The organism is Aquitalea pelogenes (genome assembly GCF_001515305.1).
Classification (GTDB): Bacteria; Pseudomonadota; Gammaproteobacteria; order Burkholderiales; family Chromobacteriaceae; genus Aquitalea; species Aquitalea pelogenes.
On the sequence record NZ_LNQV01000021.1, the window covers coordinates 49,476 to 73,489 of the forward strand.

19 protein-coding genes and 2 pseudogenes are annotated in these 24,014 nt (G+C 61.0%); 17 read left to right on the forward strand and 4 right to left on the reverse strand.

The window, feature by feature from the left end; all coding sequences use genetic code 11:
- Positions 1–46: 46 nt before the first annotated feature.
- The 13 genes and pseudogenes from ssuC to AWT75_RS10895 all read left to right on the forward strand — a co-directional run bounded on the left by ssuC (position 47) and on the right by AWT75_RS10895 (position 10,873).
- The gene (gene ssuC / locus AWT75_RS10840; protein WP_239689551.1) at positions 47–742 is read left to right on the forward strand and encodes an aliphatic sulfonate ABC transporter permease SsuC; all 696 of its coding nucleotides are present in this window, start codon (positions 47–49) and stop codon (positions 740–742) included.
- Between the two features lie 7 nt (positions 743–749).
- On the forward strand, positions 750–1,544 hold the full coding sequence (locus AWT75_RS10845; RefSeq protein WP_062789153.1) for an ATP-binding cassette domain-containing protein: 795 nt from the start codon (positions 750–752) through the stop codon (positions 1,542–1,544).
- A gap of 23 nt (positions 1,545–1,567) precedes the next feature.
- Positions 1,568–1,786 (forward strand): TOBE domain-containing protein, encoded by a 219-nt coding sequence (locus AWT75_RS10850; protein ID WP_045844948.1) that lies wholly within the window; start codon positions 1,568–1,570, stop codon positions 1,784–1,786.
- Between the two features lie 224 nt (positions 1,787–2,010).
- Positions 2,011–2,742 (forward strand): annotated as a pseudogene (locus tag AWT75_RS10855) (methionine ABC transporter ATP-binding protein); the annotation flags it as partial.
- Positions 2,743–2,793: 51 nt separating this feature from the next.
- Positions 2,794–3,024 carry an NIL domain-containing protein gene (locus tag AWT75_RS23835; RefSeq protein WP_374556928.1) on the forward strand — a complete coding sequence of 77 codons (231 nt, stop codon included), beginning with the start codon at positions 2,794–2,796 and terminating at the stop codon, positions 3,022–3,024.
- Positions 3,021–3,698 carry a methionine ABC transporter permease gene (locus AWT75_RS10860; RefSeq protein WP_045844950.1) on the forward strand — a complete coding sequence of 226 codons (678 nt, stop codon included), beginning with the start codon at positions 3,021–3,023 and terminating at the stop codon, positions 3,696–3,698. Before AWT75_RS23835 ends, AWT75_RS10860 begins: the two co-directional genes overlap by 4 nt.
- A 107-nt stretch (positions 3,699–3,805) precedes the next feature.
- Positions 3,806–4,594, forward strand: a complete 789-nt coding sequence (locus AWT75_RS10865) for a MetQ/NlpA family ABC transporter substrate-binding protein (protein ID WP_153013299.1) — start codon at positions 3,806–3,808, stop codon at positions 4,592–4,594.
- A gap of 272 nt (positions 4,595–4,866) precedes the next feature.
- A complete protein-coding gene (locus AWT75_RS10870; protein WP_045844951.1) occupies positions 4,867–5,412 on the forward strand; it encodes a rhodanese-like domain-containing protein in 546 nt (181 codons plus the stop codon).
- Positions 5,413–5,453: 41 nt separating this feature from the next.
- Positions 5,454–6,389: a serine O-acetyltransferase EpsC gene (gene epsC, locus AWT75_RS10875; protein ID WP_062789154.1), complete on the forward strand. Its 936-nt coding sequence runs from the start codon at positions 5,454–5,456 to the stop codon at positions 6,387–6,389.
- Positions 6,390–6,546: 157 nt separating this feature from the next.
- Positions 6,547–7,479, forward strand: a complete 933-nt coding sequence (locus tag AWT75_RS10880) for a family 2A encapsulin nanocompartment shell protein (RefSeq protein WP_062789155.1) — start codon at positions 6,547–6,549, stop codon at positions 7,477–7,479.
- Positions 7,454–9,272, forward strand: a pseudogene (locus AWT75_RS10885) (family 2A encapsulin nanocompartment cargo protein cysteine desulfurase). Before AWT75_RS10880 ends, AWT75_RS10885 begins: the two are co-directional and overlap by 26 nt.
- Before the next feature lie 280 nt (positions 9,273–9,552).
- Positions 9,553–9,987, forward strand: a complete 435-nt coding sequence (locus AWT75_RS10890) for a GNAT family N-acetyltransferase (protein WP_062789156.1) — start codon at positions 9,553–9,555, stop codon at positions 9,985–9,987.
- Between the two features lie 115 nt (positions 9,988–10,102).
- Entirely contained in the window at positions 10,103–10,873 is a 771-nt protein-coding gene (locus AWT75_RS10895; RefSeq protein ID WP_239689552.1) for a hypothetical protein, read from the forward strand.
- A 47-nt stretch (positions 10,874–10,920) separates the two neighbouring features.
- On the opposite strand, the gene AWT75_RS10900 is transcribed toward AWT75_RS10895, so the two are convergent.
- A complete protein-coding gene (locus AWT75_RS10900; RefSeq protein WP_045844956.1) occupies positions 10,921–11,718 on the reverse strand; it encodes a response regulator in 798 nt (265 codons plus the stop codon).
- Positions 11,719–11,825: 107 nt separating this feature from the next.
- A complete protein-coding gene (locus AWT75_RS10905; protein ID WP_045844957.1) occupies positions 11,826–12,830 on the reverse strand; it encodes a class 1 fructose-bisphosphatase in 1,005 nt (334 codons plus the stop codon).
- A gap of 146 nt (positions 12,831–12,976) precedes the next feature.
- Here AWT75_RS10905 and AWT75_RS10910 point away from each other — a divergent pair, with 146 nt between their 5' ends.
- Positions 12,977–13,741 carry a substrate-binding periplasmic protein gene (locus AWT75_RS10910; protein ID WP_052693706.1) on the forward strand — a complete coding sequence of 255 codons (765 nt, stop codon included), beginning with the start codon at positions 12,977–12,979 and terminating at the stop codon, positions 13,739–13,741.
- Between the two features lie 34 nt (positions 13,742–13,775).
- Here AWT75_RS10910 and gcvA read toward each other — a convergent pair whose 3' ends face one another.
- Positions 13,776–14,720, reverse strand: coding sequence for a transcriptional regulator GcvA (gene gcvA, locus AWT75_RS10915; RefSeq protein WP_045844958.1), 945 nt, complete (start codon positions 14,718–14,720; stop codon positions 13,776–13,778).
- Between the two features lie 180 nt (positions 14,721–14,900).
- Between gcvA and acnB the strand changes: the two genes are divergently transcribed.
- Positions 14,901–17,495 carry a bifunctional aconitate hydratase 2/2-methylisocitrate dehydratase gene (gene acnB / locus AWT75_RS10920; RefSeq protein ID WP_062789158.1) on the forward strand — a complete coding sequence of 865 codons (2,595 nt, stop codon included), beginning with the start codon at positions 14,901–14,903 and terminating at the stop codon, positions 17,493–17,495.
- A 185-nt stretch (positions 17,496–17,680) separates the two neighbouring features.
- Positions 17,681–20,926 (forward strand): DNA translocase FtsK, encoded by a 3,246-nt coding sequence (locus AWT75_RS20845; RefSeq protein ID WP_275575737.1) that lies wholly within the window; start codon positions 17,681–17,683, stop codon positions 20,924–20,926.
- A gap of 84 nt (positions 20,927–21,010) precedes the next feature.
- Here the strand turns inward: AWT75_RS20845 and AWT75_RS21685 are convergent, their stop codons facing one another.
- Positions 21,011–21,160: a hypothetical protein gene (locus AWT75_RS21685; protein WP_156156867.1), complete on the reverse strand. Its 150-nt coding sequence runs from the start codon at positions 21,158–21,160 to the stop codon at positions 21,011–21,013.
- Positions 21,161–21,366: 206 nt separating this feature from the next.
- On the opposite strand from AWT75_RS21685, the gene AWT75_RS10930 reads away from it, so the two are divergent.
- On the forward strand, positions 21,367–24,014 hold a 2,648-nt coding region (locus AWT75_RS10930; RefSeq protein ID WP_161937744.1), incomplete at its 3' end, for a sensor domain-containing diguanylate cyclase.

A 24,014-nucleotide genomic window follows, 5' to 3' on the forward strand; every position in this document is an offset into this window, starting at 1 on the left:
CCTGGCTGGTGCCCATCCTGTTGCTGCTGTTCTGGCAGCTGGCCTCGTGGCCGGCTGGCTGAACCACCGGGTTCTGCCCGCACCCACCGAAGTGCTGGTGGCCTTCTGGCAATTACTCAGCAGTGGCGACCTGTTCCGTCATCTGGCGGTCAGTTTTGGCCGCGTGGCCAGTGGTTTTGTCATCGGTGCCGGCCTTGGTCTGGCATTCGGCCTGCTGGCCGGGGTATCCCGGCTGGGCGAGGCATTGTTCGATACCACCTTGCAGATGCTGCGCAATATCCCGCCGCTGGCCATCCTGCCCTTGGTGATTCTGTGGTTCGGCATTGATGAGTCCGCCAAGGTGTTCCTGGTGGCCTTCGGGGTATTGTTCCCGGTCTACCTGAACACCTATCACGGCATTCGCTCGCTGGACCCGCAGCTGCTGGAAATGGCGCGCAGCTATGGACTGAGCGGTAATGCCCTGTTCCGTCAGGTGGTGCTACCCGGTGCCTTGCCGTCCATTCTGGTGGGCATCCGCTACGCACTGGGCATTGCCTGGATCATCCTGATCGTGGCGGAAACCCTGTCTGCCACCAGCGGCATCGGTTATCTGGCATCCAATGCGCGGGAATTCCTGCAAACCGACATCGTGGTGCTGTCCATCCTGCTGTATGCCGCACTGGGCAAGGTGGTGGATGTGGCCGCCCGGGCGCTGGAAAAGCGCTGGTTGCGCTGGCATCCGTCCTATTTCAAGGCTGCCTGAGGAGAACATGATGAAACTGGATGATCTCAAGACGGCCAGCCCCATCGTGCTGCAAGGCCTTATCCGCCGCTTTGGCGAGCGCGTGGTGCTGGATGCGCTGGACCTGCACATTCCGCAAGGTCAGTTCCTGGCCATTGTCGGCCGCTCCGGTTGCGGCAAGAGCACCTTGCTGCGTTTGCTGGCCGGGCTGGATCAGGCCGATGGCGGCCTGTTGCAGCAGCCGGCCGGGCAAAGCGTGCGGGTGATGTTCCAGGAAGCCCGCCTGCTGCCGTGGAAGAGCGTGCTGGACAATGTGGCACTGGGTTTGCCGGCCAGCCGCCGTGGCGAAGCCGAGCAGGCCTTGGCCGAAGTAGGGCTGGCTGACCGGGCGCAGGAATGGCCGGCCAGGCTGTCCGGCGGTCAGCGCCAGCGGGTGGCACTGGCGCGGGCGCTGGTGCATCAGCCCTCGCTACTGTTGCTGGACGAACCCCTGGGCGCGCTGGATGCGCTCACCCGGCTGGAAATGCAGGGCCTGATCGAGCGCTTGTGGCAGCAGCATGGCTGCACCACGGTGCTGGTGACGCACGATGTCAGCGAAGCCGTGACCCTGGCCGACCGCGTGGTGCTGCTGGAAGAGGGCCGGGTGGCGCTGGATTTGCCGGTGGAGCTGCCACGCAGCCGCGACCCGGCTGATAGCCGCTTTGTCGCGCTGGAGCAGCACATCCTGCAACGCGTGCTGCAAGGGCCTTCCTTCAATGCGCCGCTTATCAATGAAACACCGCTCGCGTCGCTGCATTTCTCGCAGCTGCACTGGGCCTTGTAACTCCATTACACAGAAAGCAGATCATGAGCATTCAATCCATCAATGTCCGCAACCAGTTCAAGGGCGTGATCAAGGAAATCATCGAAGGACCGGTATTGTCCGAAGTTGACGTGGAAACTGCCTCCGGCATTGTCACCTCGGTGATCACCACCCGTTCGGTGCGCGAATTGCAGCTCAAGGTGGGCTCGCCGGTGGTGGCCTTCGTCAAATCCACTGAAGTGTCGATCGCCACGCTGGCCTGATCTGACACCTGTCTTCCGCCGCAAGCTGGCTGCGCGCTGGCGTGCGGCGGAGGATGAGCGCATGCAGTTTTCTGTATCCAATATTCTCCAAAACGATATACAACGAAATTTTTATTATTTTTGGTTTGTGCTTGCAGCCGCTAGACTTGCCACTCCTGACGGGTTATCCCCCGTCGCTCACCCGCTTTCTGCCCGATCAGGGCAGGGGATAGAACGCAGACGGTATGATAGAAGTACGCAATCTCAGCAAGCATTTCAGCCATGAAGGTCGCCGCATTGCCGCACTGGACGATGTTAGCCTGCAAGTGGCTGCCGGAGAAATCTACGGCATCATCGGCCGCTCGGGGGCCGGTAAAAGTACCCTGATTCGTTGCCTCAACCTGCTGGAGCGTCCGGATAGCGGCACCGTGACACTGGGCGAGCAGGAACTCACCGCCTTGCCGGAAGCCGAGCTGCAGCTGCGCCGCCAGCGCATCGGCATGGTGTTCCAGCATTTCAATCTGCTGCGCTCGCGCACCGTGGGTGGCAATGTGCGCTTCCCGCTGGAGCTGGCAGGTACCCTGAGTCCGGCACAAATGGACGCGCGGGTGGACGAATTGCTGCAACTGGTGGGCCTGGCCGATCACAAGGACAAACGTCCGTCGCAATTGTCCGGTGGGCAAAAGCAGCGCGTGGGCATTGCCCGTGCACTGGCCAATCATCCGGACCTGCTGCTGTGTGACGAAGCAACGTCAGCACTGGACCCGGAAACCACCGATTCGATCCTGGCCCTGCTGGCCGACATCAACCGTCAGCTCAATCTCACCATCGTGCTGATTACCCACGACATGCGCGTGATTCGCCAGCTGTGCGATCACGTGTCGGTGATGGATCACGGCAAGGTGGTGGAAAAGGGCAGCGTGCTGGACGTGTTCCTGCAACCGCAGCATGCCGTTACCCGCAGCCTGCTGGCCGAAACCGGTTTTGGTCAGGGCGAGCGGGTGGAGGCCTGGCGTGCGCGCATCGGCGTGCCGCTGCTCAAGCTCACCTTTGTCGGTGAACCCACGCTCAGCCCGGTACTGGACAAGGTGGGCCGCGAAACCGGCCTGCGCGTCAACCTGCTCAGCGGCACCTTGAGCGAAATCCGAGACACGCCTTGCGGCCAGCTGCTGGTGGGCGTGGTGGCGTCTGATGTGGAACTGCCGGCCTTGCCGGAGATTTTTGCCCGCGAGGGTGTACGTTGCGAGGTGCTGGCATGAGCGGATTCGACCCAAGCCTGTTGTTGACGGTGGACTGGCCGGAAATCGGCACCGCCACCCTGGATACCCTGACCATGCTGGGCGTGTCCCTGCTGTTTACCATCGTTTTCGGCCTGCCGCTGGGCGTACTGCTGTACATCAGCGCACCGGGCCAGCTGCGCGCCCGCCCGCGTCTGTATGCGGTGCTGTCTTTCCTGGTGAACGTGCTGCGCTCGCTGCCGTTTGTCATTTTGCTGATTGTGCTGATTCCGCTCACCCTGTTGCTGGTGGGTACCTCCATCGGCGTGGCCGGTGCCATCGTGCCGCTGGTGGTGGGGGCCATTCCCTTCTTTGGCCGCCTGGTGGAAAACGTGCTGCGCGAAATCGACCGTGGCGTGATTGAAGCCAGCCAGTCCATGGGGGCCAAGCTGCCGCAGATCGTGTTCAAGGTACTGCTGCCCGAAGCCATGCCCGGTCTGATTGGCGCGGCTACCGTCACCGCCGTGGCGCTGGTGGGTTATACCGCCATGTCCGGTGTGATCGGCGGCGGCGGTCTGGGCGATCTGGCCATCCGCTACGGCTATCAGCGCTTCCAGACCGAGGTGATGATCGTCACCGTGGCCCTGCTGCTGGTGCTGGTACAAGCCCTGCAAACCGCAGGCGACGCCCTGGTGCGCCGCTGTCGCTTCGGCTGATTCAGCCGCCAGCACATTACTGTATTCCCTTTGTTGTGAATCCCTGTGCAGCCGGATCTGACCGGCTGTATGGACCCCCTTTGCCCATTGATCTGGAGAAATAAACGATGAAACGCATTTCCAAGCTGTTTGCTGCACTGAGCCTGAGCGTGGCCGCCCTGGCCGTACACGCCGAGAATGTAAAACTGGTTGTTGCTGCTTCCCCGGTACCGCATGCCGAGCTGCTGGAAGCCCTGAAGCCCACCCTGGCCAAGCAAGGTGTGGATCTGCAAGTCAAGGTGTTCAACGACTACGTGCTGCCTAACACCCAGGTAGAAGAAAAGCAGCTGGATGCCAACTTCTTCCAGCACATTCCGTACCTGGACAAGTTCAACAAGGACCGTGGCACCCATCTGGTGGTGGCTTCCAAGCCGGTACACATCGAGCCGTTTGCCGCTTACTCCAGCAAGTACAAGAAAGTGGCTGACCTGCCGCAGGGTGCTACCGTGGCCATCCCGAATGACCCGACCAATGCCGGCCGTGCGCTGCTGCTGCTGGATCAGGGCGGTGTGATCAAGCTGAAGGACCGCAAGAACATCTACCCGACCACCAAGGACATCGTGTCCAACCCGAAGAACATCAAGATCAAGGAACTGGAAGCTGCTACCCTGCCGCGCGTGCTGAATCAGGTTGATGTTGCGCTGATCAACGCCAACTACGCGCTGGAAGCCAAGCTGAACCCGAAGAAGGATGGCCTGTTCACCGAAACCACCTCGCCGTATGCCAACCTGCTGGTAGCCCGTCCGGACAACAAGGACAGCGCCGCCATCAAGAAACTGGCTGCTGCGCTGAACAGCCCGGAAGCCAAGAAGTTCATCGAAACCAAGTACCAGGGTGCGGTGATTCCGGCTTTCTAAGCCTGAAGCGCACGATCTGACTGCCCCGGACGGGATGGCTACGGCCATCCCGTTTTTGTTTTTTCAAGCCATGCATTACCTGCTTTCAATCGTTTTGTAAGCACCTGCCTGCTCAGAACATGAAGATTCTTTTTGTTATGCCAGAAAATGCCATAAGAGCGGCATGGTTATCTATTTTCTTCATAATCACTGCAGTTTTTCTTGCTTAGTCAGCGGCACGCTGCCGCGTATATTGGTCTGCAAGCCAGATGGCACCAGTCAGGGAGACCAAGATGACGCAACTGCACACCAACACCACCTCCAGCATCACCCCGAATACCAACCAGGCCGGGCCTAGCGGCCATCAGCTCAGTGCCACCGACGCAGTCAGTGCCAGCGAAGAGCTGCTGGAAATTGCCCGCCTGCGTGCGGCAGACAGCGGCCTTGCCTATACCGGCGCGCTTTACCCGCTGGAAGCCTGGTCGCTAGTGGAGGCCGGTGTGGCCACGCTGGTGGATGTGCGTACCGCAGAAGAACGCAAATTCGTTGGCCAGGTACCAGGCTCGCTGCATGTGGCCTGGCAGACCGGTACGGCGCTGATCAAGAATCCGCGCTTCCTGCGCGAGCTGGAAAGCAAGACCGGGGGCAAGGACAGCATCGTGGTGCTGCTGTGCCGCAGTGGCAAGCGTTCCGCCGCCGCGGCCGAGGCAGCTGCCAAGGCTGGCTTTACCCAGGTGTACAACGTGCTGGAAGGTTTCGAAGGGGACCTCGACAGCCAGAACCAGCGTGGTGACGTGGGTGGCTGGCGCTACTGGAACCTGCCTTGGCAGCAAGACTGAAACCCGGCACAGGCCCGACTGACGATAGAGCGAGTACAGCCATGAATGATCTGGTCCGCCCCTTTGGTCCCTCCCAGCCGGTGGTACATGACTGGCATCTGGACAGCGTAGTCAGCGCCCTGCATGCGGCGCGTGCCGACTGGCGGCAAAGCCAGGGCCGCTTGCGGGATTTTTCCACCAGAGAATTTCCGTCTCGTGCCGCCTTGCGCGACATCGTGGCTACGCTGGCTGCCGCGCTGTTTCCGATGCGGCTGGGTCCGCCGGGACTGCGTGACAGCAGCGAAGACTTTTTTGTCGGTCACAGCCTCGCGGTGGCGCTGGATGCGCTGGCGGCGCAAGTGGTGCTGGAGCTGCGCTACAGCGCCCGCTTGAACGGTTTGTCGGCAGATGACAGCGAGGCGCAGTCGGTGGCAATTGTTCAGCAGTTTGCTGCCGCCTTGCCCGATCAGCGCCGCCTGCTGGATGCCGACATCACCGCCGCCTGGCAAGGCGATCCGGCAGCGCGCAGTGTGGATGAAGTCCTGCTGTGCTACCCCGGCATCAACGCCATCCTGCATCACCGCCTGGCGCACCTGCTGTATCGCGCAGGCCTGCCGCTGATAGCGCGCATCATCGCCGAAATCGCGCATGGTGAAACCGGTATCGACATTCACCCTGGGGCGCAGATCGGTGCCGGCTTCTTCATCGATCACGGCACTGGCGTGGTGATAGGCGAAACCGCTGTCATCGGTGAGCGGGTGCGGCTGTATCAGGCCGTCACCCTGGGTGCCAAACGCTTCGAACAGGGCGAGGATGGCAGCCTGCTCAAGGGCCAGCCGCGCCATCCCATCGTGGAAGACGATGTGGTGATTTACGCCGGGGCCACTGTGCTGGGGCGCATCACCATCGGGCGTGGTTCCAGCATAGGCGGCAATGTCTGGCTTACCCGCAGTGTGCCGCCGGGCAGTCAGATTACCCAGGCCAGCTTGCAAGGCTGATTCAGGCCCTCTCTTTTACTCATTTAAGACAATTCCGATGAATTACCCCACCGCGCTACGGCATGCTGCCGGGCTGGGCGGAGTATTGCCTGCAGGTTGCCGGCAAGGGGTTTGTGCAGCCTGCAGATTGATTTTTTAACCACCTTATGGAGCAGACATGTCTCAACATCAGGACGTCAAACAGGCACTGGGCGACAACGCAGCGCGCCAGCTAGCCAATTCCACCAAAACCGTACCGCAGTTGTCCACCATCAGCCCGCGCTGGCTGGTGCACCTGCTGCAATGGTCGCCGGTAGAAGCGGGCATTTTCCGTCTGAACCGGGTGAAAAATGCCGCTGGCGTGCAGGTGGCCTGCTCGCAGCGCGACGAATCCGAACTGCCGCAAACCTTTGTCGATTACGAAGAACAGCCGCGTGAACTGTTCCTCAATGCGGTGACCACCGTGCTGGACGTGCACACCCGTGTGTCCGACCTGTACAGCAGCCCGCACGACCAGATCAAGGAACAGCTGCGCCTGACCATTGAAACCATCAAGGAACGTCAGGAATCCGAGCTGATCAACAACCCGGAATACGGCTTGCTGGCCAATGTGGACGATACCCAGCGCATCTCCACCCTGACCGGCGCACCGACCCCGGACGATCTGGACGAGCTGTTGACCAAGGTATGGAAAGAACCGGGCTTCTTCCTGGCTCACCCGCTGGCCATTGCCGCCTTCGGTCGCGAATGCACCCGTCGTGGCGTACCGCCGCCGACCGTAAGCCTGTTCGGTTCGCAGTTCATCACCTGGCGCGGTGTTCCCATCATCCCGTCGGACAAGCTGCCTATCGACGAAGACGGCAAGACCAAGATCCTGCTGCTGCGCGTGGGTGAAAAGCGCCAGGGTGTGATCGGCCTTTACCAGCCGGGTGTGGCTGGCGAACAGAGCCCGGGCCTGTCGGTGCGCTTCATGGGCATCAACCGCAACGCCATCGCGTCCTACCTGATTTCGCTGTATTGCTCGCTGGCCGTGCTGACCGAAGATGCGCTGGCCGTGCTCGAAGACGTGGAGATTGGCAAGTACCATGACTACCCAGATACCTACAAGTAAGCCTTCCGGCCTGCCAGACGGCCTGCCGGATGTCGCCCAGCTGGCGAATCTGGCCAATGCCTTCTTCAGCGCCTTGCCGGGTCAGGTGCCGGGCAGTGCGCCAGCGGCATCCAATGGGCTGAATCTGGATGTCGCCGGTCCGCAGCTGTCGCCGCAACCGGCCGCTGCCGCCGCGCATACGCCGGAACCGGCGGCGCTGGATGGCTTTGGCCGTGGTGGTCCGCATGCCTATGCCGTGCCGGAGGGCTATGGCGCGGCCATTCCGCAACTGGCCGCAGCCCAGCCTTCGGCCCCGTCCTTTGCCGGAGCAGCCGTACCGTCCTCGCCGTATTACTTTATCGGTGAGTCTGCCGGTTATCCTTCCGCAGCGCCGGATGTGGCGGTGGATGACCGCGTGACGGCACAGTCCTTCGGCCTGCCGGGGGCGGATGAACTGCGCGCCTTGCTGGCCGGTGACAGTCGCCAGCCGGTGGTGGCAACTCCGGCGCAGGGTAACAGCCATGGCTATTACTTTGTCGAGGAGTGGCCGCAGCATGGCAAGGCACCGGATTTCGACCGCAAGGTGGCCAGTCGCGGCCATGGCTTCGATGTCAATGCCGTGCGACGTGACTTCCCCATCCTGGCCGAACGGGTGAACGGCAAGCCGCTGATCTGGCTGGATAACGCCGCCACCACGCACAAGCCGCAAGCGGTGATCGACCGGCTGGCCTATTTCTACCAGCACGAAAACTCCAACATCCACCGTGCCGCCCATGAACTGGCGCGCGGGCGACGGATGCCTACGAAGCGGCCCGTAACAAGGTGGCCCGTTTCATTGGCTCTCCCAGCCCGGATCAGGTGATTTTCGTGCGCGGAGCCACCGAGGCCATCAATCTGGTAGCCAATACCTGGGGGCGTCAGAATATCGGCGCTGGCGATGAAATCGTGGTGTCGCAGCTGGAGCACCACGCCAACATCGTGCCCTGGCAGATGCTGGCAGCTGCCAGCGGAGCCAAAATCCGGGTGATTCCGGTGGATGACAGCGGCCAGATCCTGCTCGACGAATACCGCAAGCTGCTGAACAGCCGCACCAGGCTGGTGGCCATCACCCAGGTATCCAATGCGCTGGGCACGGTGACACCGGTGCAGGAAATCGTGGCGCTGGCGCATGCCGCCGGGGCGCGGGTGCTGGTGGACGGGGCGCAGTCGGTGTCGCACATGCGGGTGAACGTGCAGGCGCTGGATGCAGACTTCTTTGTGTTCTCCGGGCACAAGGTGTTTGCACCCACCGGCATTGGCGTGGTGTACGGCAAGAAGGAATTGCTGGACAGCATGCGCCGTGGCAAGGGGGTGGCAACATGATTGCCGATGTCACCTTCGAGAAAACGCTGTATCAGCCGGCACCCAACAAGTTCGAGGCAGGCACTGGCAATATCGCGGACGCGGTGGGCCTGGGCGCAGCCATCGACTATGTCGAGCGTATCGGGCTGGAAGCCATTGCCCACTACGAGCACGACCTGCTGGTATATGCCACCCACGGCCTGCAATCGGTACCGGGTTTGCGCCTGGTCGGCACGGCAGCCAACAAGGCCAGCGTGCTGTCCTTCGTGCTGCCGGGCTATCGCACCGAGGAAGTGGGCAAGGCGCTGAATCAGGAAGGCATTGCGGTGCGCTCCGGCCACCACTGCGCCCAACCGATTCTGCGGCGCTTCGGGCTGGAAGCCACGGTACGGCCTTCGCTGGCTTTCTATAACACCTGCGAGGAAGTCGATACCCTGGTAGCGGTATTGCAGCGTCTGGCACGGCGGCATTAAGCCGGTGTCACCGGCTGATGGCTGGCCCGAAACCCCTTTCGCTTCCTGAATAGAAAGCGAGGCTTGCTGCTGCAATTGGCAGGGTAAGAGCAGGGGGCAGGGAATGGATGGGGTGACTGCGCAATCAGTCGCCTCATCCATGGGGCGGCTATGCCGGGTCTGTTGAAGTTGCGGCAACTCACTTTGTCAGTAGCCTGAGGGCCGGTGCATTTGCACCGGCCTTTTCTGACTGCGGCCTTCGGGCATAACATGATGCGTGTGCCTCAAGGAAAGGACTGTCATGCCTGTCATACGTTTGATGACGCTGGATGATTACCCCACCGTACTGCAACTGATGCAGCAAACCCCTGGTATTTCCATCCGCGATGCAGATTCGGCAGAAGCCACCGCGCGTTATCTGGCGCGCAATCCCGGCCTGAGCTTTGTGGCCGAGTGCGACGGACAGATCGTGGGCTGTGTGATGTCCGGCCACGATGGTCGGCGTGGTTATCTGCAGCATCTGCTGGTGCTGCCCGCCTACCGCCGTCAGGGGTTGGCGCGGCGTCTGGTGGATGCCTGCATTGCCGAACTGGCACGCCAGGGTATCGCCAAGACCCATCTTGATGTTTTCCGCAGCAATACGGCTGCGCAAAGTTTCTGGGACAAGCAGGGCTGGCAGCGGCGCGAGGATATTTGCCGCTATTCCTATATTTCCAGCGGTAACAGCCAGGCCTGATACACTGCCCGCGCGACTACGTCTCCTTGCCCGGACTGGCGGTAAACCACCTCTTGCGCTTACAATGCGGCCCTTTTTTTCTTGTCCGGGGGCTGTCATCCAAATGCTTTATGCCGTGCAACGTTATGCCGCCACGCGGCCTTGGGCCAGACGTGTCGGGCAACTCTATACCCAGGCGGTGCAAGCCGAAGCAGTTCAACAGGAAGGCATGGCGCTGGTGGTGCGCGAACTGGAACGCGCAGCCCAGGTGTATCCGGCTGCATCTGCACGCATTGCCACCGAACAGCGGCTGGCCGATGCCTATGGCCAGTTTTGCCGGCATGGCCGGGTCATGGCGCATCTGGACTCCGGCCTGATGCAGGCGCTGTCGCATACCCGCTTGCCAGGCAATATGCCTGATCGCCTTACCCTGCCTGCCGAAGCCTTCTTCTTGCATGCCGGTGAGCAAGGTGCTGCCTTTGTCATGCATCTGCCGGATAGCCGCGCGGTGGCCTTGCTGCTGATTGCGGCCGATTTCTCCCTGCCGGGAAGTGACTGGCTGGCGGATACCGAACAAAGCCTGGCCTTGCTGGTGAATTATCCCGGCGAACTGGCCGCACCAATGGCGACGGTGGCACCGGAGTGGCATGCGTTGTTGAGCACGGTATTGGGTGGACTGGCCGTCATGACCCAGCCCAGGCTGGAAATGGTGCGTGGCTGGGAGGAGTCTGCCCCGGCAGATGCGGTGGCGCTGGCCAGTCATCCGACTTGCTTCAAGTCGCGCAAGAAGGGCCGTAGCCAATTGTTGCAGGCAGGTTTTCAGGAAGTCAGCTATTGCCGCATGGCTGGGGTGGCCGAGGCCGCTACGGAATATACCAGCCAGGGCTACTGGCGACGCAGGCGCTGAGCGACGCACAGGGCGGCTCGCGCCTGGTGTGGGTGATGCCGCGCTGATCAGCGCTGTGCCAGCTGGGTGCGCAGAATCTGGCGCACCGCCGATGTTTCGAAGGGTTTGCCCATGATGGCCGATACGCCGGCAGCTTCGGCGGCGGCCAGTTTCTCCATGTTTTCCTCGCTGGAAATCATGATGACCGGCACCGAGCTTTGCATGCTGTTGGTGCGGATATAGCGGGTCAGCTCGCAACCGTCCATCATCGGCATGTTGTAGTCGGTCAGCACCAGGTCAAACAGTGTGCTGTCTATCAGCGGCAGGGCATCCTTGCCGCTCCAGGATTCGGTGATCTTCTCGAAGCCCAGCCGCTCCAGCACTGTACGGATATGGCGGCGTGCCATCACGCTGTCATCCACCAGCAGGATGTTCAGGTCGGCGTAGTCAATATCGCTGTCGTTGTCACTCTGGTTGACGGACAGGAAATCCATGGTGTCGTTGATGACCTTGCGCAGCTGGGGCAGGTCGAAGGGCTTGGGCAGAATACCCATCAGCCCGGCCTGGCGCATAGGGTCGATCAGTTCCGGATTGGTCTCGCTGGACACCAGAATGAAGGGGATGTCACGCAATTCCAGATGGCCGCGCATGCGGAAAATCATTTCGCCCGCCGTCATGTCCGGCAGGTGGAAGGCACTCATCACCACATCAGGCTTGTACTGGCTGATGTAGTCCAGCAAGTCTGCGCCGGTTTCAAATACCTCCATGCGCGTAATGCCCAGCTCGCCCAGCGCGTTGCGAATGATCTGCGCTTGCACGGAAGAGCTTTCTGCCAGAGCGACAATCAGGTGTTGGGTAGACAGCATGCGCGGTATCCGTTATCTGATAAACGTTGATTCACTATAGGCTGCTTGGAGCAACTGTCAGTATTGGCAATAAAAAAACCCTGCCGCAAGCGACAGGGTTGATTTGATTACTGTTCCTGATGGTAGCGGGTAATGCGCTCAACTTCTTCCTTGGAACCCAGGAACACGGCCACGCGTTCGTGCAGGCCTTGCGGCTGGATATCCATGATGCGTTGATAACCATTGGTGGCTGCGCCACCGGCCTGTTCAATGATGAAGGCCATCGGATTGCCTTCGTACATGATGCGCAGCTTGCCGGCCTTGCCCGGGTCGCGGGCATCTTTCGGATACATGAAAATGCCGCCGCGGGTGATGATGCGATGCACTTCGGCCACCATGGAAGCCACCCAGCGCATGTTGTAGTCCTTGCCCAGCGGGCCGGTCTTGCCTGCCAGCATTTCGTCGACATAGCGTTTTACCGGGGCTTCCCAGTGGCGCATATTGGACATGTTGATGGCAAATTCCTGTGTGCTTTCCGGAACCTGCATGTCGGAGTGGGTCAGCACGAAGGAGCCGTGTTCGCGATCCAGCGTAAAGCCGTGCACGCCGCTGCCAAAGGTCAGTACCAGCATGGTTTGCGGGCCGTAAACGGTGTAACCGGCGGCAACCTGTTTGGTGCCCGGTTGCAAGAAGGCTTCTTCAGTCGGGTGATCAATGCCTTCCGGGCAGCGCAGGATGGAGAAGATGGTACCAACCGAAATGTTGACGTCGATGTTGGACGAACCATCCAGCGGGTCGAACATCAGCAGGTATTCGCCCTTCGGGTATTCGCCCGGAATGTGATAGGGCAGTTCCATTTCTTCCGATGCCATGGCGGCCAGGCTGCCACCCCATTCATTGGCATCCAGCAGGAAGTCGTTGGCAATCACGTCCAGTTTCTTTTGTGCCTCGCCCTGGATGTTGCCGGTGCCGGCCTCACCCAGAATGCCGGCCAATGCCCCCTTGTTCACGGAGTAGCTGATGGCTTTACAAGCGCGGCCAACGGTTTCGATCAGCAGGCGCAGTTCCGGCGGCAGGGTGCCCGCCTTGCGCTGTTGTTCGATCAGAAAGCGGGAAAGGGTGATGCGGCTCATGTCGTTCCTTGCGTGCGGTGGATGTGCAAAACAGACCTGGTTCTGGCACAGCGAATTTCATGTCAGGCGGCCATTATAACGAATATGCCTGCATCGTCATGCGCAAACAGCTATCAATAAAAGATGATTTCGTGACGAGAGCTCCCATGCGCCTGATTCTGCTACTGATCCTGTTGCTGAATACGCTGCCTGCCGTTGCACTGTCCATCTATACGGAAGAGTGGCCGCCAATCACCTTTTCGCGGCATGGCGTGGCCGATGGCATGGCGGTGGAAGTGGTCAGGGAGATCCAGAGCCGCATCCATGACAATAGCGGTATCGATGTCGTGCCCTGGGTGCGTGGCTACCGCGAACTGGAAACCACGCCCAATGTCATGCTGTTTACCGTGGGGCGCAGCGATGCGCGCGAAAAAATCATGACGCTGGTCGGGCCGGTAGCCATTTCGCAAACCGTGCTGCTGTGTCGCAAGGGCGAAGCAGCAGGGCTGCTGGCCTCGGGAACCGCGCTGTACAGCAGGCCGGTGGGTGCATACCGCGGCAGCATATTTGCCGACGCCGCTGCAGCGGCAGGATTTGTGGAGGTGGATCTGGCGCCCACGCCACAGGTAACGGCGCAAAAACTGCTGGGCGGACGTTATGACTTGTGGGTGGAGGGCAGTTTTGTGGTGGGGGCAGTGCTGAAAGATATCCGTCAGCCACCAGACGCAGTGGAAGTTGTGAAGGTGCTGGAGTCGCTGGAGCTGTATCTGGCATTTTCCCGTGGCACTTCGGGAAAGGTCATCCAGCGCTGGTACGACGCGCTGGCCGCCATGAAAAAGGATGGCAGCTTCCGCCGCATCTACAACAAGTGGCTGCCGCGTGAAGTCGCCCCGGCCGAAATACGGGAAATCGGCCTGACTCCTGCGCCCTGATTCCCGCACCGGCCAGGGCAGGTGCAGGGCAGGGTCAATCCGCCGGGAAGGCGTGGGCAATCATGTTGGCATTCAGCCCGGCCGCGGGAAAGGGCCGCATCTGGCCGGCTTCCTGCTCCAGCCAGCGGCAGAACGAAGCTACGGTGGAATCGCCCGATGCCGTGCGCGGCACGATCCAGCAATAATCCCGCACCGGCACCACCGGGCTGGAAAGCGGCGCCACCAGCTGGCCGGAATCCACCAGCGCCTGCGCCATCGGTAACGGCCCCAGTGCCACGCCCAGGCCATCCAGCGCTGCTTGCAAGGCGAGCGAGAAACGGTCGAAATGCAAGCCGCAGGCCGGTTTCAGCTCGGGTACGCCAGCCAGGGTGAGCCAGCGCTGCCAGGCGGTGGGGCGTGTGTCGGCGTACAGTAGGGTGTGCTGCGCCAGATCGGCCGGACTTTCAATCGGAAAACGCTTGAGCAGCGCCGGCGAACACAAGGGCAGCTCGCATTCTTCCAGAAACGGTTTGGCAATATGGCCGGGCCAGTCGCCGGGGCCGCGACGGATGGCAATGTCAAACGGGCTGTCCAGCCGGCTGATGTCGCGGTCGGATGTCACCAGATGCAGTTCTACATCCGGGTAGCTTTCGCGAAATACATGCAGGCGCGGCATCAGCCAGTGCATGGCCATGGTGGGGGTGGAGTTGATGGTCAGCCGGCGCTGGTTGTCCGGTTGCAGCAACTGCGAGGTGGCATTGGCGATCAGGTCCAGTCCGTCCTGCACCTGGATCAGGTAGCGCCAGCCGGTGTCGGTCAGCTTCACCCGTCCGCCGGCGCGCTCGAACAGGCGTACGCCCAACCATTCTTCCAGCTGCTTGATCTGCTTGCTCACAGCACCGTGGGTGACAAACAGTTCGTCTGCCGCCGAGGAAAAGCTTTCCAGCCTTGCTGCGGCCTCGAATATCCGCAGTGCATTAAGAGGGGGGTAAGTGCTCATGGTGTGAGTATAACTCACAGACGATGTTTCGATTACTCGTTTGTAACTGGCATGCAGAGAGCGTAATCTTCCAGCAATCAAAACGGGGTAGAAGGAAATCTCCCCGGACGGTTGCCGCCAGTTGATCCCGCGCTGGCGGCTGACTCATTGCAAACAACCCAAGCAAAAAGGTCCCAAGCTATGCTCGAAGCCTACCGTCAGCATGTTGCAGAGCGCGCTGCACTGGGCATTCCGCCCCTGCCGCTGAACGCCAAGCAAACCGAACAACTGGTCGAACTCCTGAAAAACCCGCCCAAGGGCGAGGAAGATCTGCTGGTCGAGCTGATCACCTTCCGCGTGCCGCCGGGCGTGGATGATGCCGCCAAGGTCAAGGCATCCTTCCTGGCTGCCGTTGCCGAAGGCAGCGTGGCTTCGCCGCTGGTTTCCCGCGCCAAGGCTACCGAACTCTTGGGCACCATGCTGGGTGGCTACAACGTCAAGCCGCTGATCGACCTGCTGGCTGACGCCGAAGTGGGCGCCATCGCCGCCGAAGGCCTGAAGAAAACCCTGCTGGTATTCGACTTCTTCCACGACGTGCAAGTGCTGGCCGATGGTGGCAACGCTAACGCCAAGGGCGTGCTGCAAAGCTGGGCCGATGCCGAATGGTTCACCAGCCGTCCGGAAGTGGAAAAGAAAATCACCGTTACCGTATTCAAGGTGCCGGGCGAAACCAATACCGACGACCTGTCGCCGGCACCGGATGCCTGGAGCCGCCCGGACATCCCGCTGCACTACCTGGCCATGCTGAAGAACACCCGTCCGGGTGCTGCCTTCGTGCCGGAAGAAGATGGCAAGCGCGGTCCGATGCAGTTCATCGAAGACCTGAAGAAAAAAGGCCACCTGGTTGCCTACGTGGGCGACGTGGTGGGTACCGGTTCTTCCCGCAAGTCCGCTACCAACTCGGTGGTATGGGCGACCGGCCAGGACATCCCGTTTGTACCGAACAAACGCTTTGGCGGTGTAACCCTGGGCGGCAAGATTGCGCCTATCTTCTTCAACACCCAGGAAGACTCCGGCTCGCTGCCGATCGAAGTGGACGTATCCGCGCTGGAAATGGGCGATGTGATCGACATCTACCCGTACGACGGCAAGATCGAAAAGAACGGTGCCACCGTTGCCAACTTCCAGCTGAAGTCCGACGTGCTGCTGGACGAAGTGCGCGCAGGCGGCCGTATCAACCTGATCATTGGTCGTGGCCTGACTTCCAAGGCGCGTGAAGCGCTGGGTCTGGCGCCGTCCACCGTATTCCGTCTGCCCAAGGATCCGGCCAATTCCGGCAAGGGCTTCTCGCTGGCGCAGAAGATGGTAGGCCGCGCCTGTGGTCTGCCGGAAGGCCAGGGCGTCCGTCCGGGTACCTACTGCGAACCGAAGATGACCACCGTGGGTTCGCAAGACACCACCGGCCCGATGACCCGCGACGAGCTGAAAGACCTGGCTTGCCTGGGCTTCTCCGCCGATCTGGTGATGCAGTCCTTCTGTCACACCGCTGCTTATCCGAAGCCGGTGGACGTGAAGATGCACAAGGAACTGCCGGCCTTCATCTCCACCCGTGGCGGCGTTGCGCTGCGTCCGGGCGATGGCGTGATCCACAGCTGGCTGAACCGTCTGCTGCTGCCGGATACCGTGGGTACCGGTGGTGACTCCCACACCCGTTTCCCGATCGGCATTTCCTTCCCGGCCGGTTCCGGTCTGGTGGCTTTTGCCGCTGCTACCGGCGTAATGCCGCTGGACATGCCGGAATCCGTTCTGGTGCGTTTCAAGGGCGAACTGCAACCGGGCGTCACCCTGCGTGACCTGGTAAATGCCATCCCGCTGTACGCCATCAAGCAAGGTCTGCTGACCGTGGCCAAGGCCGGCAAGAAGAACATCTTCTCCGGTCGCGTCCTGGAAATCGAAGGTCTGCCGGACCTGAAGGTTGAACAGGCATTCGAACTGTCCGACGCTTCTGCCGAACGTTCCGCTGCTGGTTGCACCGTGCATCTGAACAAGGAACCCATCGTCGAATACATGCGCTCCAACATCACCCTGATGAAGACCATGATCGCCGACGGCTACGCTGATGCCCGTACCCTGGAACGCCGCATCAAGAAGATGGAAGAGTGGATTGCCAATGGCGAACTGCTGAAGGCTGATGCCGACGCCGAATACGCAGCCGTGATCGAAATCGATCTGGCCGACGTGAAAGAGCCTATCGTGGCCTGCCCGAACGACCCGGACGATGTGAAGTTCATGTCCGAAGTGGCCGGCACCCCGATCGACGAAGTGTTCATCGGTTCCTGCATGACCAACATCGGTCACTTCCGTGCCGCTTCCAAGCTGCTGGAAGGCAAGCGCGACCTGCCGGTGAAACTGTGGCTGGCTCCGCCGACCAAGATGGATGCCCAGCAGCTGACCGACGAAGGTCACTACGGCGTGTTCGGCATGGCCGGTGCCCGTACCGAAATGCCGGGCTGCTCGCTGTGCATGGGTAACCAGGCACAGGTTCGCGAAGGTGCTACCGTGATGTCCACTTCCACCCGTAACTTCCCCAACCGTCTGGGCAAGAACACCAATGTGTTCCTGGGTTCGGCTGAACTGGCCGCCATCTGCTCCAAGCTGGGCAAGATTCCGACCGTGGAAGAGTACAAGGCCAATATCGGCATCATCAACGAGAAGGGTGCTGAAGTGTACAAGTACCTGAACTTCGACCAGATCAAGGACTATCAGGACATCGCCGCTACCGTGGCTGTGAACTGATCCTGCCCGTGATCGACAAGAACCCCGCCTGGTGCGGGGTTTTTTCATGCTTGCCAGTAAGCTGCCGCCATGCAGTTTGCTGGCAAATAAGGGTACAATCGACGGTTTGAATTGCTCTGTTCTGCTTGGTAGCCTGCATGCCGCTGGCGGCAGGCGGTGATGAATGACGAAAGAGGTTGCAGATCGTGTGGTTTGTGCTGGCACTGATGGGTTTGGGTGTGGTGGGTGGTTTTGCCTGGCGCAAGCGGGGAGGGCAATGGCCTTCGGTCAAGGACCTGCTGCAACAGCGGGGGCGCTTGCTGGGCAGGCTCGATCACCTGCTGGGCGCCAGTCATGATGAAGAGCTGGATATCACCCCGGCTGCGTTTCGCGAACGCAGGCGCGAACCGGTAGCCATTCGCTTCGATCTGCCGCAAGAGCAGCCCGCCACGCCACCGCTGGAAGATACGCCTGTTGCACCGGTGCTGGCTGACCGTGCGCCAGCAGCAATGGCCCAGGCCACTACGTCGCCGGTGAGTCGGCCTCAGCCTGAAGTTTCGCCCCGCCCGCAAACAGTGCCAACGCGTGCCGCTCCGCCGGCTGACCTGCCCCATGTAGAACTGGAACGTACCTACCGTCGCAGCAAGCCACAGCCCAAGCCAGCGACGGCTCCGGTCAGCGGCAATCTGCCGGTCATCGGTCTGGATGAGCTGCAACACAATATGCACCATGGCACGCGTCGTCGGCAGGCCGAGCGCAAGGCTGGTGCCATGCCGCAGTCTGAAAGCCGTGCGCTGCCGGTGATCGACCCGCATGAAGTGCGCGCCCAGGTCAGTGCCTTGCACAGCAAGCGTCGCAACGCCGAGCCGTCAACGCCCAAACCGCAAGTCATCTTGCAGCCGGTGCGTTCGGCCCCGCTCAAGATCAAGACCCAGACCCCGCCGCCACGGCGCGAAACTCCGCCGGTGGAGCCGCCCATCGTGCGGCACGAGCAGCAGGCCAGAAGCAAGGCCTACGAAGGCTGGATTCGCCCGCCGGAAAGCCGTCCGCCGCAAGCCAAACCCGTCGCGTCTGCCCCGCAGCCAAGCCCTGTGCATGCGCCGGGCTTGTCGCTGGCCGATATCCCGGATGCACCGTCTGCCAGCATGCCCTTGCCTGGCCTCGCCGGGCGCTTGCTGGAGCAGCCGGAGATCTCGCTGGCGATTGAGCCGGATGTCGTCTTGCCGGAAGCTGCCAGCGTCTTTGCCGAGGCAACAGATGTTGCTGCTGATCAAGCACCTGTCGTCGACGCAGCCATGCCCCCAGAGTTTGCACCGCATGCCGTGGAAGAGGTGAGTGCGGCGCTTGACCAGGTTGATGCTGACCTGGCAGAGCCATTACCGGCGGAGCCGGCAGTAACCCTGTCTGAGCCGACGCTGGCCCAGCCTGACGCTGCGCCCATGCTCCATGTCACACCGGTCGTTTCGTCGGCAGTACTGCCGTCAGAGCCGGTAATCCAGCCAGTTTCCCAGCCAGTTATCCAGTCCGCGGCTCAACCTGCCCCGCAGCCAGAGCGGCAGCCCTGGCGCTGGCCGGAGCAAAGACAGCAGGCAGCGCTTGCCGGTACGGCTGCAGCGCTTGGCAGCAGCGCAGCAGCCAGCAGTGCAAGCAGTTTGCCGTGGGCAATGATCAGCGAGCGCACCCCGCAAACCCAGCCTGCAGCGCCGCGTCCGGACAGCACGCTGGTCTGGCACTTGCTGGACGATTCCTCGTCAGCGACTCCGGTTGCAGGGCAGGTTATTGAGTCTGCTGCTGTCGCTGCCGAGAGCACCGTGCAAGTAGAAAACCAGCCAGACTCCATCGCCAGCATTCCGCTTGATGATGCGGCTTCGCCGTCGCCGCTGGGCACGCAGGCCGATGCGGCCTTGCCCTGGGCGCTGCCAGCCCCGGCAGCGGCACATCGTTCCAGCCTGCCGGTGATTTACGGCGAAGACTGCCTGCCGGGGCTGGATTTGCTGCGCCCGGCCGAAGAAGCCACCACCGTGGTGTCGGAAGACGAATTGCTGGAACGCGGCATCCTGATCGAGGAAAAGCTGGCCGAGTTCAAGGTCAAGGTCAGCGTGGTGGATGCCTATGCCGGGCCGGTAATCACCCGTTACGAAGTAGAACCCGCTGTCGGTGTGCGCGGCAATCAGGTGGTCAACCTGATGAAAGACCTGTCGCGCGCGCTCGGTCTGGCGTCCATCCGGGTGGTGGAAACCATTCCCGGCAAAACCTGCATGGGCTTGGAGCTGCCCAATGCCAAGCGCCAGATGATCCGCCTGTCGGAAATCTTCTCGGCCGATGTGTTCCAGCAGCCTTCATCACGCCTGACCATGGCGCTGGGCAAGGACATTACCGGTCAGCCGGTGGCCATTGACCTGGCCAAGGCGCCGCACCTGCTGGTAGCCGGTACTACCGGTTCCGGCAAGTCGGTGGGCGTGAATGCGATGATTCTGTCCATGCTGTACAAGGCCACGCCGGACGAAGTGCGCTTCATCATGATCGACCCCAAGATGCTGGAACTGTCGGTGTACAACGATATTCCGCATTTGCTGGCCCCGGTGGTGACCGACATGAAACTGGCCGCCAATGCGCTTAACTGGTGCGTGGGCGAGATGGAACGCCGTTACCGCCTGATGAGTGCGCTCGGCGTGCGTAATCTGGCCGGTTACAACGACAAGGTGCGCGAAGCCGAGGAGGCGGGTCGTCGCCTCACCAACCCGTTCAGCCTGACGCCGGAAACGCCGGAGCCGTTGCACAAGCTGCCCTTTATCGTGGTGGTGGTAGATGAATTTGCCGACCTGATGATGGTGGCCGGCAAGAAGATTGAAGAGCTGATTGCCCGTCTGGCACAGAAAGCCCGCGCTGCTGGCATTCACTTGATTCTGGCCACCCAGCGCCCGTCGGTGGACGTGATTACCGGTCTGATCAAGGCCAATATCCCCACACGGATTGCCTTCCAGGTGTCCAGCAAGATAGACAGCCGGACCATTCTGGACCAGATGGGGGCCGAAAGCCTGCTGGGCCAGGGTGATATGTTGTTCCTGCCGCCGGGTTCAGGCTATCCGCAGCGGGTGCATGGTGCCTTTGTCACCGATGACGAAGTGCATGCCGTGGTGGATTTCCTCAAGCAATGGGGCGAGCCGGACTACGTGGAAGGCTTGCTGACTGGCGAAACCGAGGCGGATGAAGAATCCGCCGCGGCCACAGCCAAGGTGCAGGCCGCTACCGAAAGCGACCCTTTGTACGACGAAGCGGTGGAAATTGTGCTGAAAACCCGCAAGCCTTCCATCTCTGCCGTGCAACGCCATTTGCGTATCGGCTATAACCGGGCGGCGCGACTGATCGAACAAATGGAAGCGGCCGGCATTGTCAGTGCCATGGAAAGCAACGGCAACCGTACCGTGCTGGTGCCGCAGCGTGAGTTCTGATTGCACTCAGGAGAACTGGCCAGATCAAGCCGGATAACAAAAAAGGCAGCCTGAGCTGCCTTTTTTCTGCTTGCCTGACCCTGATCAGTAACGACGCTGGCGGGAGCGGGGCTGTTCTTCATCGCGACGGATGCGGATGGGAACCAGCTCGCGTTTTTTCTCCAGCGGGCTGACGAGCATGCCCAGCACAACGGCAAAGGCGGCGATCAGTGCGATCATCAAAATGGTTTCCATGACGTTGCTCCTTTGGCAGTGTGGGGCATGTTGTGCTGAAGGCTTGATTCATTGTCGACATAAGCTGCCGATTGCTCAAGCAGAATTTGTGGCAATCTGCGATTTTTTCAAGCATTTCCTGATTATTTCTCGGTATCGGCAGTAACACTCCATACATCATCTATAAAGTAGGGCATGAAATCGAATTCTGAGTGCCGGAGACACCTTTGACCGCGCCATCACAAGCACAGCCAGATCAATCCGCCGGATTGTTTTCCAATGTATTCCACCAGGTGGAAGCGGCGCTATTGGTACTGGATGAGGCCGGTGTCATCACCCTGAGCAACCCGGCGGCCGAAAGACTGCTGGGCATCGCTGGCGATGTCCTGTGCGGCCATCACATCAGCACGGTATTGCTGTGCGAGGCGAAGGCAATGGCATCCGGCGGGCTGCAGCCTGAATGTTCCAGTCAGGCCCGGGATTTGCTGGCGCTGTTTGATGCCGGGCTGATGCCGGGACATGGCCTGCCACGTGAATGGGTGGTGGCGGACAAGGACGGCAGCCGGCACATGGTGAGCATTTCTGCAGCGCCACTGGCCCAGGGCAATGCCACCGGCCATGTGCTGGTGATTCAGGATCTGACAGAAATGAAACGCATGCAGCAATTGCTGCATCGCCAGCATGCGCTGTTTGCCAACGGGCCGATGGTGGCCTTCTCCTGTAGCCCGTCCAAACCGCATGAGGTGCAGGAAGTCAGCCCCAATGTGGCGGAAATCCTGGGTTACTTCCCCGAAGACATCCTGCTGGACCCGCGATGGTGGCAACAAAGACTGCATCCGGATGATCAGGTCGCCCTGGCCGATGGCCGCTGGCGGCTGGCGCAAAGTGAAGGGTTTGCCACTTGTCGCTACCGCTTTTTGCATGGCAGTGGCCGCTGGTGCTGGCTGGAAGAGCATGTGCAGCTGTTGCCCGACGATGTGGTGCAAGGCTACTGGATTGATGTCAGCAAGCAGGTGGAAGGCGAAGACCGGCTTGCCAAGATAGCCAGCAATATTCCCGGCATGCTGTTCAAGTACACCATCAACCCCTACGGGGTGGGGCACTTTGTCTATGTCAGTGAGGGCGTGCGCAATCTGTTCGGCATTTCACCGCAGCAGGCCCGTGACAATGCCGAACTGGTAGCACAGCGGATATTTCCGGACGACTTGCAACGGGTGCGGGAAGAGGGTGAAGCCGCCTTGCGCTATCACCTGCCCTGGATATGCGAGTTCCGCATCCTGTTGTCAGATGGCCGCATGATCTGGGTGGAAGGGCGTGCCACGCCAGAATTGCAGGATGACCAGTCCGTGCGCTGGCACGGGCTGATTTCCGAGATTACCCAGCGCAAACGCACGGAAGAGGCCTTGCGGGAAAGCCAGGAGCGGCTGGACATGGCCATGCGCGGGGCCAATATCGGCTTGTGGGACTGGCATGTGGCGCTGGGTAAGCTGGACTTCAATCAGCAACTGGTGAACATGCTGGGGTACGACTATCACACCCTGCATGACAACCCGTCGCAGTGGCAGGCATTGGTACATCATGAAGACTTGCCCATGGTCCGGCGCAATATCAGTGCCTTGCTCCGGCGCGAGGCCAGTCAGTACCGCATTGAATACCGCGTGATACGCCGTAGCGGCGAGGTGATCTGGGTGCTGGACAAGGGCCAGGCCACCGAGGTGGATGGCAATGGCAATGTCTGCCGCATTGTCGGCACGGTGCAGGACATCACCACCCACAAGCAGGCGCAACGGCTGCTGGAGGATAGCGAAGCGCATTTCCGCATGCTGTTCCAGAACCATGGCGCGGTGATGATCCTGATCGACCCGGAGCAGGGCTGCATTGTCGATGCCAACCCCTCAGCCGAGCGCTTTTATGGCTATTCCCATCAGGAACTGGTAGGCATGCCGCTGGGCCGCATCAACCAGATGGCCGAGGAGCGCATCCACGGCACCATTGGCGTTGCCTTGCTGCAGGCGCATAACCATTTCACCTTTACTCACCGACTGGCCAGCGGGGAATTGCGCACGGTCGATGTGCATTCCTCACCGGTTGAATCTGGTGGACGCACCCTGCTGTTTTCCATCATTCACGACATCACCGCGCGGCGCGAGGCCGAGGAAGCGCTGGCCACCCTGCAGCGGCAGTTGCTGGCCATCATCGAGCACTTTCATGGCGCCATGCTGCTGGAGGATCAGTCTGGCGATGTGGTGCTGGTCAACCACCAGTACTGCGAAATGTTCATGCCTGACATGACGCCGGAGCAGCTGAAAAAGGAAAATCGCCTGCGGGTGGCAGCCCGTGCTGCTTCCTGTTTTGCCCAGCCGCAGCTATTGTTGCAGCGGCTGGAGGAGTTGCAACAGACGCGACAGGTAGTGCTGGGTGAGGAGTGGGCACTGAAAGACGGGCGCATGCTGGAGCGCGACCACGTGCCCATTTATGTGGAGGGCAGGCTGCGCAGTGTGCTGTGGGTGTACCGCGACATCACCAGCCGCAAGCAGCTGGAAGAAACCCTGCGCCAACTGGCCACCACCGATGCGCTCACTGGCATTGCCAACCGGCGCAGCTTCATGGAAAAACTGGCCGATGAATTTGCCCGCTTCCAGCGTTTCAGCAATCCGGTTGCCGTGCTGATGCTGGATATCGACCATTTCAAGCGGGTAAACGATACCTGGGGCCATGCTGTGGGTGACAAGGTGCTGCACGACTTTGCCGCCATCTGTCAGCAAGTGGTGCGCAAGGTGGATGTGGTGGGGCGTCTGGGCGGGGAGGAGTTTGCCGTCCTGCTGCCCGGCTGCGGCATGGCCGGAGCGCTGGCGCTGGCCGAACGGCTGCGCGA

Coding starts and splice junctions, on each gene's coding strand:
- AWT75_RS10865 (WP_153013299.1), top strand. CDS start 3,806: ATGAAACGCATTTCCAAGCTGTTTGCTGCACTGAGCCTGAGCGTGGCC.
- AWT75_RS10845 (WP_062789153.1), top strand. CDS start 750: ATGATGAAACTGGATGATCTCAAGACGGCCAGCCCCATCGTGCTGCAA.
- AWT75_RS10905 (WP_045844957.1), bottom strand. CDS start 12,830: ATGAGCCGCATCACCCTTTCCCGCTTTCTGATCGAACAACAGCGCAAG.
- AWT75_RS10880 (WP_062789155.1), top strand. CDS start 6,547: ATGTCTCAACATCAGGACGTCAAACAGGCACTGGGCGACAACGCAGCG.
- gcvA (WP_045844958.1), bottom strand. CDS start 14,720: ATGAGCACTTACCCCCCTCTTAATGCACTGCGGATATTCGAGGCCGCA.
- AWT75_RS10910 (WP_052693706.1), top strand. CDS start 12,977: ATGCGCCTGATTCTGCTACTGATCCTGTTGCTGAATACGCTGCCTGCC.
- epsC (WP_062789154.1), top strand. CDS start 5,454: ATGAATGATCTGGTCCGCCCCTTTGGTCCCTCCCAGCCGGTGGTACAT.
- acnB (WP_062789158.1), top strand. CDS start 14,901: ATGCTCGAAGCCTACCGTCAGCATGTTGCAGAGCGCGCTGCACTGGGC.
- AWT75_RS10900 (WP_045844956.1), bottom strand. CDS start 11,718: ATGCTGTCTACCCAACACCTGATTGTCGCTCTGGCAGAAAGCTCTTCC.
- AWT75_RS10870 (WP_045844951.1), top strand. CDS start 4,867: ATGACGCAACTGCACACCAACACCACCTCCAGCATCACCCCGAATACC.
- AWT75_RS10860 (WP_045844950.1), top strand. CDS start 3,021: ATGAGCGGATTCGACCCAAGCCTGTTGTTGACGGTGGACTGGCCGGAA.
- AWT75_RS10850 (WP_045844948.1), top strand. CDS start 1,568: ATGAGCATTCAATCCATCAATGTCCGCAACCAGTTCAAGGGCGTGATC.
- AWT75_RS21685 (WP_156156867.1), bottom strand. CDS start 21,160: ATGGAAACCATTTTGATGATCGCACTGATCGCCGCCTTTGCCGTTGTG.
- AWT75_RS10890 (WP_062789156.1), top strand. CDS start 9,553: ATGCCTGTCATACGTTTGATGACGCTGGATGATTACCCCACCGTACTG.